The 14,744-nt window shown below is 61.6% G+C and carries 10 protein-coding genes; 7 read left to right on the top strand and 3 right to left on the bottom strand.

Annotated elements, in window-relative coordinates:
* Nucleotides 1–4: 4 nt before the first annotated feature.
* Both AC6CH8_RS14635 and AC6CH8_RS14630 read right to left on the bottom strand, forming a co-directional pair.
* On the bottom strand, nt 5–1,486 hold the full coding sequence (locus tag AC6CH8_RS14635) for a SpaH/EbpB family LPXTG-anchored major pilin (protein ID WP_498191293.1): 1,482 nt from the start codon (nt 1,484–1,486) through the stop codon (nt 5–7).
* Between the two features lie 89 nt (nt 1,487–1,575).
* A complete protein-coding gene (locus tag AC6CH8_RS14630; RefSeq protein ID WP_498191292.1) occupies nt 1,576–4,158 on the bottom strand; it encodes a CLIPPER-2 domain-containing protein in 2,583 nt (860 codons plus the stop codon).
* 747 nt (nt 4,159–4,905) lie between these two features.
* Between AC6CH8_RS14630 and AC6CH8_RS14625 the strand changes: the two genes are divergently transcribed.
* The 5 genes from AC6CH8_RS14625 to AC6CH8_RS14605 all read left to right on the top strand — a co-directional run bounded on the left by AC6CH8_RS14625 (nt 4,906) and on the right by AC6CH8_RS14605 (nt 11,041).
* Entirely contained in the window at nt 4,906–5,664 is a 759-nt protein-coding gene (locus AC6CH8_RS14625; protein ID WP_498191291.1) for a hypothetical protein, read from the top strand.
* Nucleotides 5,664–6,095, top strand: a complete 432-nt coding sequence (locus tag AC6CH8_RS14620) for a hypothetical protein (protein WP_364307543.1) — start codon at nt 5,664–5,666, stop codon at nt 6,093–6,095. Before AC6CH8_RS14625 ends, AC6CH8_RS14620 begins: the two co-directional genes overlap by 1 nt.
* Nucleotides 6,096–6,151: 56 nt before the next feature.
* Complete coding sequence (locus tag AC6CH8_RS14615; protein WP_498191290.1) at nt 6,152–7,663, top strand: aldehyde dehydrogenase family protein; 1,512 nt, start codon at nt 6,152–6,154, stop codon at nt 7,661–7,663.
* Complete coding sequence (locus AC6CH8_RS14610; RefSeq protein WP_498191289.1) at nt 7,664–9,319, top strand: GMC family oxidoreductase; 1,656 nt, start codon at nt 7,664–7,666, stop codon at nt 9,317–9,319. It begins immediately after the preceding gene.
* Between the two features lie 144 nt (nt 9,320–9,463).
* The gene (locus AC6CH8_RS14605; RefSeq protein WP_178992678.1) at nt 9,464–11,041 is read left to right on the top strand and encodes an APC family permease; all 1,578 of its coding nucleotides are present in this window, start codon (nt 9,464–9,466) and stop codon (nt 11,039–11,041) included.
* Nucleotides 11,042–11,106: 65 nt separating this feature from the next.
* On the opposite strand, the gene AC6CH8_RS14600 is transcribed toward AC6CH8_RS14605, so the two are convergent.
* A complete protein-coding gene (locus tag AC6CH8_RS14600; RefSeq protein WP_498191288.1) occupies nt 11,107–12,324 on the bottom strand; it encodes an acyl-CoA dehydrogenase family protein in 1,218 nt (405 codons plus the stop codon).
* Between the two features lie 131 nt (nt 12,325–12,455).
* On the opposite strand from AC6CH8_RS14600, the gene AC6CH8_RS14595 reads away from it, so the two are divergent.
* The gene (locus tag AC6CH8_RS14595) at nt 12,456–14,174 is read left to right on the top strand and encodes an AMP-binding protein (RefSeq protein WP_498191287.1); all 1,719 of its coding nucleotides are present in this window, start codon (nt 12,456–12,458) and stop codon (nt 14,172–14,174) included.
* 42 nt (nt 14,175–14,216) lie between these two features.
* Entirely contained in the window at nt 14,217–14,726 is a 510-nt protein-coding gene (locus tag AC6CH8_RS14590; protein WP_091464998.1) for a MarR family winged helix-turn-helix transcriptional regulator, read from the top strand.
* Nucleotides 14,727–14,744: the final 18 nt, after the last annotated feature.

The following is a 14,744-nucleotide window of genomic DNA, read 5'->3' as shown; positions in this document are numbered from 1 at the left end:
GGTGTTAGCTGTTGGTGGTCTTGCGGTTCCGTACGAACAGCAGGCCTGCGCCGACGACCAAGAGCGCTCCGGCTGCGTAGAGCAGGCCGGTTCCGACGCCACCGGTGAGGGGCAGTTCGAAGCCGCCGTTGGACGGGATGTTCTTGACGCTCAGGTCAATGCCAACCGTGGTGGATGCTGAGTTGATCAGGAAGGAGATCGGCTCGGCGAGCAGCTCGTATCCGGCCGGGGCGGTGGTCTCCACCAGGTAGTAGGTCCGGTAGTCAGCCGAGCCCGGTGCAACAGCTGCGCCATCTGCCCAGTCCGAGTAACGCAGACCGGAGATCGTCAGGGTGCCATCGGCTGCAACGGTGAAGGTGCTCTGGCCGTTCAGGACGATCGGGTTGGTGCCGGCCAGGGCGTCAGCTTCGGTGGCGTAGACGGAGAAGGCAGCGCCGGCAAGGGCCGTGCCATTCTCGTCAACCTTCTGCAGCGTCATTTCGCCCCACTTGGTCACGACCGGGGGAGTAACGATAGGGCCGCCGGGCTGGCCCGGGGTTACGTCGAAGCTGGGCAGGTTGGGGTAAACGAGTGCTTCGTTTTCGATTTCACCGATGGTGTTGACCGTGGTGTTCACTACGACCTGAACGCGGGTGTCGTTGTTCGCTGCGAGTAGTGCCAGGCCTGCGGGGGTGAAGACGATGGAGACCGTGTTCGTTGCGGCGTCGAAGACGACGTTGTAGTCGGTGCCTTCGGTGATGACGGTGCCATCGACCAGGGTGGCGGTGGCGCCTACGTAGGTCAGCTTGGGATCGAGGACGTCCACGATCTTGTAACCATCGATGACGGCTTCGTTGGGGATGTCACCGGTGATGGTGAAGTCGATCTGGTCGCCCAGCTTGACATCGGGGGCATCCGTGACGGTCTTTTCTGCACCGGCAATGGAGTTCTTCGGGTAGACGTGAACATCGTAGATCCAGTTGTCCTGGTTATCCGGGTCGGTCAAGGGAACCGAGACCAGGAACGGAGCTGCAGGAGTCACACCGGCGGGGTAGTTGGTCTCGGTGACCAGGTACAGGCCGACAGGGATGTTGGCGAACGCTGCGGTGCCGTCAGCAGCGGTGGTCTGGGCCTGCCCTGCACCCAGGGTGTATCCGGCGCCGGTAATGGAGCCTTCAGGATCGGCGGGGGCGAAGACGCTGCTCAGGTTATGGGCCGCGTCCCAACCGGCGTTGGTCGACAGGTCAATGGTGTTGACCTGCTGAATGGTGAACTCAATGCCACCCAACGGCGTCAACCCGGAGGTGTCTACCGCAGTGCCGTTGTTGGGAAGGCCTGTGGGAGTGGTAGGGCGTTCGAACTTGTGGACTGTGATGGAACCGGTCTGGTCGCCGTCAACCAAGGGCGCCGCCGAGGCCGGTGCGACGGAGAACGACATGGCCAGCACCGCCCCGGCTATAGTTGCGGCGGCGGTTTTCCACAGCCGCAAGGAGCTTGGATTACTCACTTTGTATCTTCTTTCTATTGATGGTTCGGATGCTCGGAGTGAACATTCTGGGTTCCGGGCTTGCGGCGGTGGCGGCAAGCCCGGAAGGTCTAGGTACTGGTGATGTTTCGACGGCGGATGTTGAGAAGTCCCAGGCCGAGGGCCGTCAGGAGGAGAAGTGATCCGGCTGCCGTGAAGGGCCACCAGCCGATGCCGCCGGACTCCGGCATTTGCAAGGCCGGGACATCGCGCACAGTGATGAGGAAGATCCCGTCACCGTCGGTGTCGCTGCTGCTCACGACGCCCGCACCGCTGCCCTGCCCAACTGTCACCGCGCCGTTGGCTGCCACGGTGAATTGCACAGGCTCGGCCAACAGATTGAAACCGTCGGGTGCGGTGGTCTCTTCGAGCCAGTAGATACCGGGATTGATTCCCTCGAGTTGGAACAAACCTGTCTCGCCTGCCACGGCAACCGCGGTCGGGCTTACCAGGGCAGCTCCGGGGACGCCGTTATTATCGGTGTAAATCGTCCAGGAAGAGCCGGCCATTCTGACCCATTCCTCGTTGGAAGATTCGCCGACTTTTTCGATGAGGACTTTGGCAGGTGTCTGGTGTGTGGTGGTGCAATCGGGCCCGGGACCGGAGGAGCCTGAAGCAGCGCAAGTTTGGGGAGGTGTGCTGCCACTGCCGGTTACCGTGTTGACCAATGTGGCATTCCAGGCACCCGTCTTGACTGTCACGCTGTAGAGCAGTGTCGCGGTTTGACCGGCAGGAAGCGTGAAAGCGGCAGTTGTCAACGTTGTTGAGGGGGCAACCGGATCCGCCACCGCAACGGGGGTTCCTGTTCCTATGGTGAGAGTTGCTGAGCCGGGGACGTACGTCGCATCGTCCAGAACGTCAGCGAGATTGTCGTTGAGGACTACCCCTGTGATGATGCCGCTGAGGCTGGTTGCGGTCACTGCATAGTTGATCGTCTGGCCGGGGGTTACCGATCCGTTCGCAGGAACTGTACCGTTGACCGTCGCCGTCTTCTTGATCGTCCACGCCGGGGGCGCCTTAATTTCTGCATTGTCCGTGGCCGTGACCGGTGGTCCCGTGGGCGGGTTGCCTGTGACCATGGCCGTGTTCGTCAGAACCCCGGTGGTCACATCGCTTTGGGTCACAACGTAGGTGGCTGTAGCAGTCACCGATTGCCCGGCCAGCAACACACCAGGCAATCCCGGCCAGGTGTACGTCAAAGCCGACAAGGTGCCGGTGCCGGAGAATTGCGTTTCGCTGATCACGACGCCCGTCAGGGTGACGTTGCCGGTGTTCTGGGCCACAAACGTATACGTGGCAGTTTGACCGGCCACGAGCGTGGTCCTGTCTACAGTCTTGACCAACGTGATGGCCGGAGCAGCGGCAGGGGCGATGGTGACGATGTAGTCCTCCACCTCGCCTGAATTCGAAGGTCCAATGGGCAACTGGACCTGGGCGGTGTTGTAACCGATCCGGAAGCGCGCATAGGTGGTCCCGGCAGTCATACCGGCAGGGATAGCAGTCCAGTTGAGCGTGGCCGATGTGGCTCCGGCCGCAAAGCTGGCACACGCCCGCTCCGCCGTGTTGTTAAAGAGCCCGTCCTTGTTGACGTCGATCCACCCGCACGTCATTCCGGCTTTGCTGGCACCACTGATGGCGACGGTTCTGGAGTAGCTGGTCACCCCCGCCGTCATAGGCGTCATAACGACACCATCGTCCATCTGGTCCAGCGCTGCAGTAACGCTGGCATTGGGCGACACCGTGCCGTTGGCAACGTTGGCGTTATCCTCGGTGAGGTTGGCACCCAGCGTAACGTCGGATGTCACAGCCCTAGCGGCGCTGCCTTGATCGTAGGACGACGGGGCATCCCCGAAGTCCTGCGGAACCGTGACGGCCATGAGGAAGTTGTCTTGGTTGTGCTCATTGGCATTCGTGACGACGTTATCCGTGTAGCCGGGCATCGAGTTGCTGGTCGGAACGTGAACGCTGCTGACATCAAAGGTCAAGGTGGTAACGACGCCGTTAACTCTCACCGAACCGCATGCAGCTGTTGCTTGAGCGCTGAGCGGAGTGGGATTGCCGCTTTGAGCTGTGGTGCTGCACGAAGTACCGGTATTGTCATTCACCGCCGTAATGGAGTTACCACTGACGGCGAGATTGCCTCCGGAGAGCTTGCTCATGGTCAAACCCGCAGTGGCGAGGTTCAAGACGACGTGGTACTGCGACTGCTGATCAACACTGCCGTTGTTGCCGATGTCGAGGTTCACGTACCCGCCCATACCTGCCAGATTCAGCACCGGGTTTCTGACCGGTTGGCTAAAGGCAACTGTGATAGTTCCCAGGCCCGAACACGACCCACTGGCCGGGCAGTTATTCACGGCGTCCGTCCAGAACTCGACGGCGGGAGAGGCAGCGGGGACGCCCTGCGAATAGTCAGAGGCAACGTACCCACGGCTATCCAGCGTCGTCCTGCCCGCCAGGTAGGTCAGACCGGACTGGTCATAGGTGGTGGTCAGGCCGGATCCCGGCATCGTCAGCACGGCGGCTCCGCCGGTAACGTTCGCCGGGGCTGTGGCCACTTCGTAGGCCTGCGCCGGTGCGCCTAACGACAGCCCGCCAAGGACCACCATCAACGCGGCAGCAATGGCCGTCGCTCTCCCACGGGGAAACTTCAATGGAGGTCCTTCCAAGAACTCTTCTCAACCGCTCCACTGGGGAGCCGAACATTTACAGGGCATAGCCACACCCTCAGCAGGGCGAAGCTTCACTAAGGGAGTAGCGGCAGGGAACTGAATGTGTTGCAAGTTCCAGGAAGTTTTTTGATAGACACCTATCAGCCGCGAACTGTAATGAAGGCATCTTGCTGGTCGTGGAACTCCCGAAAGGCCGAACGTCCGCTCACCCGCATGCTGCTCAGGAGTTCGCATCCGTGCAATTGATCCCGCGTCGTCACCGAATAGGAGAAGCTTCGATATGCGGTCTCGAACCTTCCGAGATGGCCGATTGGCTGGACGTCCCTCCGGGATAACGGCTGGAAATGAAGTACTTCCAAAGCCTCATTGGTCAGCGATCCGGGGACTAGGTGGACGTCATTGAGGCGCCGACCCGTTTCGTTGACGATCCAGGCTGTGAAAACTACCGTCTCCCCCGGCCTGACCAACCGTCTGTCTGCTGCATACATCAGCACCAAGCCCGACCCATGAGGCCGCCGTTTGAGATGGCCCCATGTGGATTTGAGCTGCCGAATACCCTCTACTACCCATTCACTTCGCACACCCGTTAAGTGCTGCACGGGCGCCGATCGTGTCGCCACTTGGTCCTTAACGGATCCAAGAAAATACTCCGCCATTCCGCCTACCACCACTGGCGGCCAATTCGTCAATGTCGCGACACAAATCCAGTACCCGCGGTACTTACTTGACATGAACGACCAAACAGAGATTCGTAGCGGCGACCTCGTTATTACATCCTGTGGACTCCAACTTCGTTGGCAGCAAAGCAGCCTTCAGGCGGGATGGAAGCTTCCCGGTGATTGGCTGGTACCTGAGGTCGCGGAGACCACCAGGGCGAGAGTCCGGGGGGACGAACTTCAGAACGTGGCGAGACGGCTGGGCGCCTCCCGCGCCTACCACGGGGTGGGCGTCCGCGAGACCATGATGGACCTTCGCGCCTTTTACACCGTTGCCGATTTGCCCCCGGATGACTCTTCCATGCTTGCCTTAGTAGAGGGATGGACCGCGGAGATGGAGCACCTGGAACCTCTCTCCTGCACCGATGTCCGCACCGGGTTGGCCACGTTCGCGCATTTCGAACGACTCATCTATGACGTGGCGGTCAGCGGATCCCGGGCACAACAAGCCCAGACCATTGCGTCCCTCCATCTCGACTGGTCCGATCAAGGCCATCGTCTTGGCTGGGATCTGCTTGCGGACGTAGGGAACATCTGCAGCGAGGAACTTGCCACGATCAACGTCTCGGCTGCCTACCACCGAGGAAGTATCCACGCCATCATGGAGCGCACCACTCAAAGTTACGAAGCCCTTTTCCGCTGCCGCGAACGCCTCGATGCACTCACCAGGTGGCCTTCTCCAGCTACGACAGTCGACTTCGAACCCGTCCCGACCACCCGGGCTGATTTCACGAAAACAACAGCTGCGCTGCGAACCCGACGAGCTGCCTAATGTCCGTAGCTGACCTGGCCTTCTTCAGAAGCGTCGTCACGGCTGACCCCGAACGCATGCTGGAAAGACACTTCACTACATGGTGCGCACGGTTCAAAATAGCGCTTGGCGACTCGGGATTCACCACCGAAACAGGCCGCGTCGTCTACCCCGCTCATGGAGTAACCGAGGCCGATGGAACCGTGTGGCTGTCTACCCTGGCATCCTTTGACAGATCCGGGATCCGCGGGCAAGTAGAACATAATCCGCATTTCCGGCGCATGCTCCTCGATGTAGCCAAATCGCCCGACAGGGCCCCCGACGGGATAGCGCTGCTGATCGGCAGGACGCCGTATCAGGTGATTTTCCAGAACACAAAGGAAGCCGGCGGCGACCACATCGTCAATGTCGCTTTCATCAATCGGGCACCGCTTAATATCAACCCTCTTTGAACATCTGTTCATAATTTTCCTTGAACAGATGTTCAAGATGCACTAGCCTGCTTCGTATGACCCAAGCCACATTTTCCGATTCCGCCTCCACACTTTTCATCAACGGTGCGTGGGAGCCGGCTGCTTCCGGCGCGGTGCGCGAAATCCGTAACCCTGCCGACGGCGAGCTGGTCGCCACGGTGTCCGAAGCCGGCCGCGAAGACGCCGAGCGCGCCATTTCCGCAGCTCGCGCCGCCTTCGACTCCGGCGTCTGGTCTTCAGTCCCGGCCCCTGAGCGCGGCGCGTTCCTGCTCAAAGTCGCAGCGGAACTGCGCGAACGCCGGGAGAAGTTCGCCCGCGCCGAATCCTTGGACACCGGCAAGCGCATCATTGAAAGCCGCATCGACATCGACGACATCGCCGCCTGCTTCGAATACTTCGGGCGTCTCGCCGGGCAGTCTGCCGGCCGGGTGGTCGACGCCGGGGACCCCGCCGTCGTGAGCAAAATAGTCTACGAGCCGGTAGGCGTCTGCGGCTTGATCACGCCATGGAACTACCCGCTGCTGCAGGCGGCGTGGAAGATCGCGCCCGCCCTGGCCGCTGGCTGCACCTTCGTCCTCAAGCCCGCCGAGCTGACCCCGTCCACGGCGATCCTTGCCATGCAGTTGCTGAAGGACCTTGGCCTGCCGGACGGCGTCGCCAACCTCGTGACGGGCCCGGGAGCCCAGGCTGGCGCACCCCTTTCGGAGCACCCCGACATTGATCTGGTCTCCTTCACCGGCGGATTGGAAACCGGCAAGCGCATTGCCGCAGCCGCAGCCGGCACCGTGAAAAAGGTGGCGCTGGAGCTTGGCGGCAAGAACCCCAACGTCGTGTTCGCTGACGCTGACTTCGACGCCGCCGTCGACAATGCGCTGAACGGTGCCTTTGTGCATTCAGGACAGGTCTGCTCCGCCGGGGCGCGGCTGGTGGTGGAGGAATCCATCGCCGAACGCTTCGTTGACGAACTGGTCCGTAAGGCACAGAACATTCGCCTCGGAGGCCCCTTCGATGAGTCCGCCGAAACCGGACCACTGATCTCCGCGGCCCACCGGGAGAAGGTGGACGCCTACGTCCAGCGTGGCGTGGCCGAAGGCGCACGGCTGCGGTGCGGCGGCGCGGCACCTGAAGGCGAGAAGTTCGACGCCGGCTTCTACTACCAGCCGACCGTCCTGGACCGCGTCCAAAAGGGAATGTCGGTAGTCATCGACGAAGCCTTTGGCCCGGTAGTAACAGTGGAAACCTTCCGCACTGAGGACGAAGCCGTAGCCACCGCCAACGACACCATCTACGGATTGGCCGGTGCCGTCTGGACCCAGGACGCCGGCAAGGCCCAGCGGGTAGCGGGCCGTTTGCGGCACGGCACGGTCTGGATCAACGACTACCACCCCTACCTTCCCCAGGCCGAGTGGGGCGGCTTCGGCCAGTCCGGCGTCGGCCGCGAACTCGGGCCCACCGGATTGGGTGAATACCAGGAAGCCAAGCACATCTACCAAAACACCAGCCCCCAGGTGACCGGCTGGTTCGCAGACCACGGCAAGGAGAAATAGATGCACGTTGACAACATTGAGGACCTCAGCGAGCGCGGATTCGATTACGTCATCATCGGCGGAGGGTCTGCAGGAGCCGCCGTCGCCGCCCGGCTGAGCGAGGACCCTGCCGTCACCGTTGCCTTGGTGGAAGCCGGACCTGATGACCGGAACCTGCCGGAGATCCTGCAGCTGGACCGCTGGATGGAGCTGCTGGAATCCGGCTACGACTGGGACTACCCGGTGGAACCGCAGGAAAACGGCAACTCCTTCATGCGTCACGCCCGCGCCAAGGTGATGGGTGGCTGCTCCAGCCACAACTCCTGCATCGCCTTTTGGGCTCCCCGCGAGGACTTGGATGAGTGGGAGTCAAAGTACGGCGCCACCGGCTGGAACGCTGCTGCCGCATGGCCTTTATACAAGCGCCTGGAAACCAATGAGGACGCCGGCCCGGATGCTCCCCATCATGGCGATTCCGGTCCTGTGCACTTGATGAACGTTCCCCCGAACGATCCCGCCGGAGTCGCGCTCCTTGATGCCTGCGAGCAGACCGGCATCCCCCGCGCAAAGTTCAATGACGGCACCACCGTGATCAACGGCGCTAATTTCTTCCAAATCAACCGCCGCTCGGACGGCACGCGTTCCTCCAGTTCTGTCTCCTATATCCACCCCATCGTCGATCGCGAAAACTTCACGCTGCTGACCGGCCTGCGGGCACGCCAACTGGTGTTCGACGCTGACAAGCGCTGCACCGGCGTCGACGTTGTGGACTCGGCCTTCGGCCGGACGCACAGGCTCGCGGCGCGTCGCGAGGTCATCCTGTCTACTGGCGCCATCGACTCCCCCAAGCTCCTCATGCTTTCCGGCATAGGCCCGGCTGCACATCTGGCGGCGCATGGCATCGAGGTACTGGTGGATTCCCCCGGCGTCGGCGAGCACCTCCAGGACCACCCGGAAGGCGTGGTGCAGTTCGAGGCCAAGCAGCCCATGGTGCAGACCTCCACCCAGTGGTGGGAGATCGGCATCTTCACCCCCACCGAGGCGGGCCTCGACCGCCCGGACCTGATGATGCACTATGGCTCCGTGCCCTTCGACATGAACACCCTGCGGTACGGCTACCCCACCACGGAGAACGGCTTCAGCCTCACACCGAACGTCACGCATGCCCGTTCCCGCGGGACGGTCCGGCTGCGTAGCCGGGACTTCCGCGACAAGCCCATGGTGGACCCCCGGTACTTCACCGATCCTGAAGGGCACGATATGCGCGTCATGGTGGCCGGCATCCGGAAAGCCCGGGAAATTGCCGCGCAGCCAGCCATGGCTGAATGGACCGGCCGGGAACTCTCTCCTGGAATTGAGGCACAGAGCGACGAGGAACTGCAGGATTACATCCGCAAAACGCACAACACCGTCTACCACCCGGTCGGCACAGTCCGCATGGGACCAGTGGATGACGACATGTCACCCCTGGATCCCGAGCTGCGGGTCAAGGGCGTCACCGGGCTGCGCGTGGCCGATGCCTCCGTCATGCCGGAACACGTCACCGTGAACCCCAACATCACAGTGATGATGATTGGCGAACGTTGCGCCGACCTCATTAAGTCTGATTTCGTCCGAGCCAACCGGACGGAGGAAACCACGACGGCGGAAGCCGACTTCAGCTTGTCCCTCGCCTGAACAGGCACCCTGCTTTTAGACCCACGCAACAAACAATGGGGGAACAGCCCGAGGCACATCGTGGTGCCCGGCCTTTGATTTCGACTGCGTCCAACGGCGGCCGCAGGTAATCACCATTCGTGCATGTCTGAATTAGGAGTTCGAATGTTAGAACCCAGCAAAATAGGACCCTGCAAGAGCGATGCAAGCGGCATGGACGAGTTTGGCTATGCCCAAACCCTTGATCGCAGCATCGGTAAGTTTGCCAGCTTCGCGGCCGGCGTCAGTTACATCTCCATTCTCACCGGCGTTTTTCAATTGTTTTACTTTGGATTCTCGACGGCGGGACCCGCCTACGCCTGGTCGTGGCCCATCGTCTTCGTCGGCCAGCTCATGGTCGCCCTATGCTTTGCGGAACTGGCCGGACGCTACCCCGTGGCCGGATCGGTGTACAACTGGGCAAAAAGGCTATCGACAGGAACATGGGCCTGGTTGGCGGGCTGGTTGCTGCTGCTGTCCTCGATCATGGCCTTGGGGTCCGTGGCCTTGGCCCTCCAAATCACCTTGCCGCAGATCTGGAGCGGTTTCCAACTGGTAGGCGACGGAACAGGTCCTTACGATTTCGCCGTCAACGGGGTCGTCCTGGCCAGTATCATGATTGGCATTTCCACTCTCATCAACGCGTTCGGCGTGAAACTCATGACCATGATCAACAGCGTGGGCGTGTTCGTGGAACTCGTTGCGGCCGTCCTGCTTATTGCAGCACTCATCTGGCATTCCGTCCGCGGACCGGAAGTCCTCCTGGACACGGCTGGATTCGGCGAAGAGCATCCCTTGGGCTTCTTCGGAGTGTTCCTCATCGCCGCTATGGCTTCCGGCTACGTCATGTACGGATTCGACACCGCAAGTTCCTTGGGCGAAGAGACCAAGGACCCCAAGCGCACGGCTCCCAGGGCGATCCTGCGCGCCGTTACGGCGTCCTTCCTCCTGGGTGGTTTGCTCCTTCTGGGCGGAATCCTGGCCGCCCCCGATCTTTCCGACCCCAAGCTCGGAGCCGCCGATGGCGGGCTGCAGTACATTGTGTTGTCGGTGCTGGGTGGCCCGTTCGGCAAGGCGTTCCTGGCGTGCATCGTCGTGGCTGTAGTGGTCTGTACTCTGGCCGTTCATGCAGCGGCTATCCGGATGATGTTTGCCATGGCCAGGGACAACAACCTTCCCTTCAGCCGTCAGCTCAGCAAAGTGCACCCCACCCGCAAAACCCCCACAGTGGCTGCCATCGTTATTGGCGTGGTGGCAGTGATTCCGCTGATCGTCAACATCTCGCAGCCAGCCATCTTCACCATTCTGTCCAGCATCAGCATCGTCCTGATCTACCTGTCCTACCTGCTGGTGACAGTGCCCTTGCTGCGGCGCCGGTTCCTGAAGAAGTGGCCCTTGCAGGACGACGGATCAGAACCGGGATTCAGCCTCGGCAAATGGGGGCTCCCCGTGAACATCCTGGCCGTGCTGTGGGGCGGCGCGATGACGTTGAACCTCGTGTGGCCGCGGCCGGAGATCTACAACTCAGTACCGCCCTTCGAGTGGTACCTGCAATGGGGTGGCGTCATCTTTGTCGCAGCGGTCATCATCGGCGGAACGCTCCTCTACCGCCTCCGCATCAGGCATCGGACAGGAGTCCTGGCCGAGCACGCAGCCCTGGTCACGCCTGAGGAGTCCCCCCAAGTGGTAGCTCAAAGCTCCTAGCCACGGAGCTATCTCTCACTTCCAACGAGCATCCCTTCGCCGACGTTCAACCGGCGAAGGGATGCTCAGACGAACGCCGACTTCCCCGTCACCGCGCGGGCCACGATCATGGAGTTGATCTCGTAGCTGCCTTCGTACGTATACAGAATCTCTGCGTCGCCGAAGAGCTTGGCCATCTCGTAATCAGTGGTGATCCCGTTCCCGCCCAACAACGAACGGCCCATGGCAACGGAGGAACGGGCCAGCCGGGTAGTGGTGGCTTTGCACATGGCAGCCTGCACCATTTCGAGCTTCCCGGCCTGCTGGATCCGGGCGAGTTCAACCATCATGGACAGTGAAGCGTTGGCATTGCCCAGAATGTCGGCGAGCTGCTGCTGCACCAACTGGAAGCGGGCCAGCTCTTTGCCGAACTGCCGGCGCTCCAAAGCGTATGAACGGGCGATATCAAAGGCAGCCAATTGAATTCCCGCAGCTTGCCAGCCCACCCATGCCCGGGAATCACGCAAGAGGTCATTAGCGCGGGAAAACTCCGTGGCACCTGGCAGGAGGTTTTCCAAAGGAATGCGCACCTCGTCCAACACGATGTCCGCATTCTGCATGATGCGCAGGCCGATCTTGTTGGAGATCTTGGTAGCTGAGTAGCCGGGGCGGTCCGTCTCGACGATGAAGCCCTTGATGTGTCCGTCAGCCTCATCGCGAGCCCAAACCAGGGCAAAGTCGGCAATCGTGCCGGCCCCTATCCATCGCTTGGCACCGTTGATGACCCAATCGCCGCCGTCGCGTCGCGCCGTCGTCGAGAGTCCTCCGGCGATGTCCGATCCGTGATCCGGTTCTGTCAGCGCGAAGGCACCCAGTTGGCTGAAAGCCTCCAGACCAGGCAGCCATTTGCGTTTCTGTTCAGGGGAACCGAGCTCGTTAATCATGCCGACAATGAGCTCATTGTGGATGCCCACCAGCGCTGAAAGGGACACATCCGCCCGCGCGACCTCGGTGTACATGAGGCCCTTGAACAGCTTTGAGGAGCCGTCCGTCTGCAGCCCACCCAGCCCGAACTTGGCCATGTCAGCCAGCAGCCCGAACGGAAATTCTTCCCGGTTCCAGTAGTCGATGCTCGCAGCCCGGATCCGGGTTTGCAGGAACTCCCTGATCTCGAGATACCGTGCACGCTCCCCGGCTGGGAGCAGGTCAATGACGTGCATCAAGTCCGCCTCCGGATAAGGAGGCAGGACGCGTTCTGGTGCCGCACCGCTGGTAACGGTGCCGGCAGCTTTTTCGTCGAGCATTAGACCCCTTCGTCATGTCCCGCATGGGCTCTTCCAAACCCTTGGATGTCCTAGTATATTGCAAGGTGATGTGGATCACTAGGCGGGAAGCCCGGCGATGGTGCCGGGAACCCGAAGGCGAAAGGCGGACTATGACAGTCACAGAAGACTTCCGTGCGGCCCGCGATCGGCTCCTGGAGCTGCGCGAGGACTACAAGCAGGCACACGCAGAATTCCAATGGCCGCGCTTTGAGGAGTTCAACTTCGCACTCGACTGGTTCGACCAGATCGCCGCCGACGAAACCAGGGGCCGCCAGCCCGCGCTGGTCATCGTGGAACAGGACGGCAGTTCAACCCGGCGCACCTTCAAGGATCTCTCCCGGAGGTCCTCCCAACTCGCCAACTGGCTGCGGGACCAAGGCGTCAAGCGCGGCGAGCACATGATCATCATGCTCGGCAACCAGGTTGAGCTGTGGGAACTCATGCTGGCAGGCATCAAGCTGGGCATCGTCATGATCCCCACCACCACCCTCATGGGCGCCCGCGATCTCCAGGACCGGGTGGAGCGAGGCGGGGCCACCTGGGTGGCTGCAGGAAGTGCCAACATCGGCAAATTCTCCGATGTCGAGGGCGATTACACACTGATTGAGGTCGGCTCAGGGAGCACCAACGCGGACGCTAAGCAGTACTCGGATTCGTACGACGCCGGTACGGACTTCACGCCCGATGCGCCCACTCGCGCCGACGAGACACTGCTGCTTTACTTCACGTCCGGCACCACCTCACGGGCGAAACTCGTGGAGCACACGCACACGTCCTATCCTGTGGGCCACTTGTCCACCATGTACTGGATCGGCCTGGAACCGGGCGATGTCCACCTGAACGTCGCATCCCCGGGCTGGGCTAAACATGCCTGGTCCAACGTCTTCACGCCGTGGATCGCGGAAGCCACAGTCTTCATTTACAACTACCAACGCTTCGACGCTGCGGCTCTCATGGAACAGATGGGCCGCGAAGGCGTCACGAGTTTCTGCGCCCCGCCTACTGTGTGGCGCATGCTCATCCAGGCCGACCTCACCCAACTCACCACCCCGCCACTTAAGGTGGTCTCTGCCGGCGAACCACTCAACGCCGAAGTTATCGGTCAGGTGGAGGAAGCCTGGGGAGTCACCATCCGTGACGGCTTCGGCCAAACCGAATCCACGGTCCAGATCGCCAACACGCCCGCGCAGCCGGTGAAAATCGGCTCCATGGGACGGCCACTGCCGGGATACGACGTGGTCCTGGTGGACCCGCTCACCGGGCAGGAATCCGACGACGGCGAACTCTGCTTGCGCTTGGACCCCCGTCCCGTGGGACTCATGAAGAGCTACTTCGGCGACGAAGCCAAGACGGCCGAAGCCTTCCGCGATGGCTACTATCACACGGGCGACATGGCGAGCCGGGATTCCGACGGCGTCATTACTTACGTCGGCCGGGATGACGACGTCTTCAAGTCCTCCGACTATCGATTGTCGCCTTTCGAACTCGAAAGCGTCCTGATCGAACACCCGGCAGTAGCGGAGGCCGCCGTCGTACCTTCGCCTGACGCTGTAAAGCTGTCGGTGCCCAAGGCGTTTGTGGTGTTGGCTGCCGGCTATGAAGCCGGGCCGGCGGTCGCAGAGGACATTCTCAGGTACTGCCGTGAGCATTTGGCGCCGTTCAAGCGCATCCGACGGCTCGAATTTGGGGAGCTGCCCAAGACGATTTCCGGCAAGATCAGGCGGGTGGAGCTGCGCGGGACGGAAGTCGCCCGGCACGGCGACGGCCCGCTGCCCGCAGGTTTGGGCGTCGAATACACCGAGGAAGAGTTCCCGAATCTGAAAGACTAGCTACCCAATACACCAAGCTATTCCGGCAACCAAAGGAGGCCCATGGGCACGCCACTCCCCCGCGACCCCATTGCCGATGCCCAACGAAACTGGGAACGGCATGGTTGGGGCGATGTCGCCGCGCCCATGGCTGCCATCACAGCGATCATGCGCACACAACAGATCCTCCTGGCGCGCATCGAAACGGTGCTCAAGCCGTTCGGGCTGACGTTCGCGCGCTACGAACTGTTGGCATTGCTGAGCTTCGCCCGCAGCGGTGCGCTGCCCATGAACAAAGCCAGCGCGCTCTTGCAGGTTCACCCGACGTCGGTGACCAACGCCGTCGACCGCTTGGAGAAAGCCGCCCTGGTGGCCCGTTCCCCGCACCCAACGGACGGGCGCACGACCCTCATCGAACTCACCGCAGAGGGACGCACCCTCGCCAAAAAAGCGACGGCGGCCCTCAACGCCGAGGTTTTTGGCAAGTCAGGCTTCGGAACCGAGGACGTCGATCACCTCATCCGTGTACTGGGCACTTTCCGCAGGGACGCCGGGGACTTCACGGAGGAATAAGACGTCAAACGAGCTTTC

This window comes from Paenarthrobacter sp. GQ52 (genome assembly GCF_059759005.1).
The sequence above is the reverse complement of the archived record's forward strand: the minus strand, read 5'-3'. Positions and strand labels throughout refer to the sequence as shown.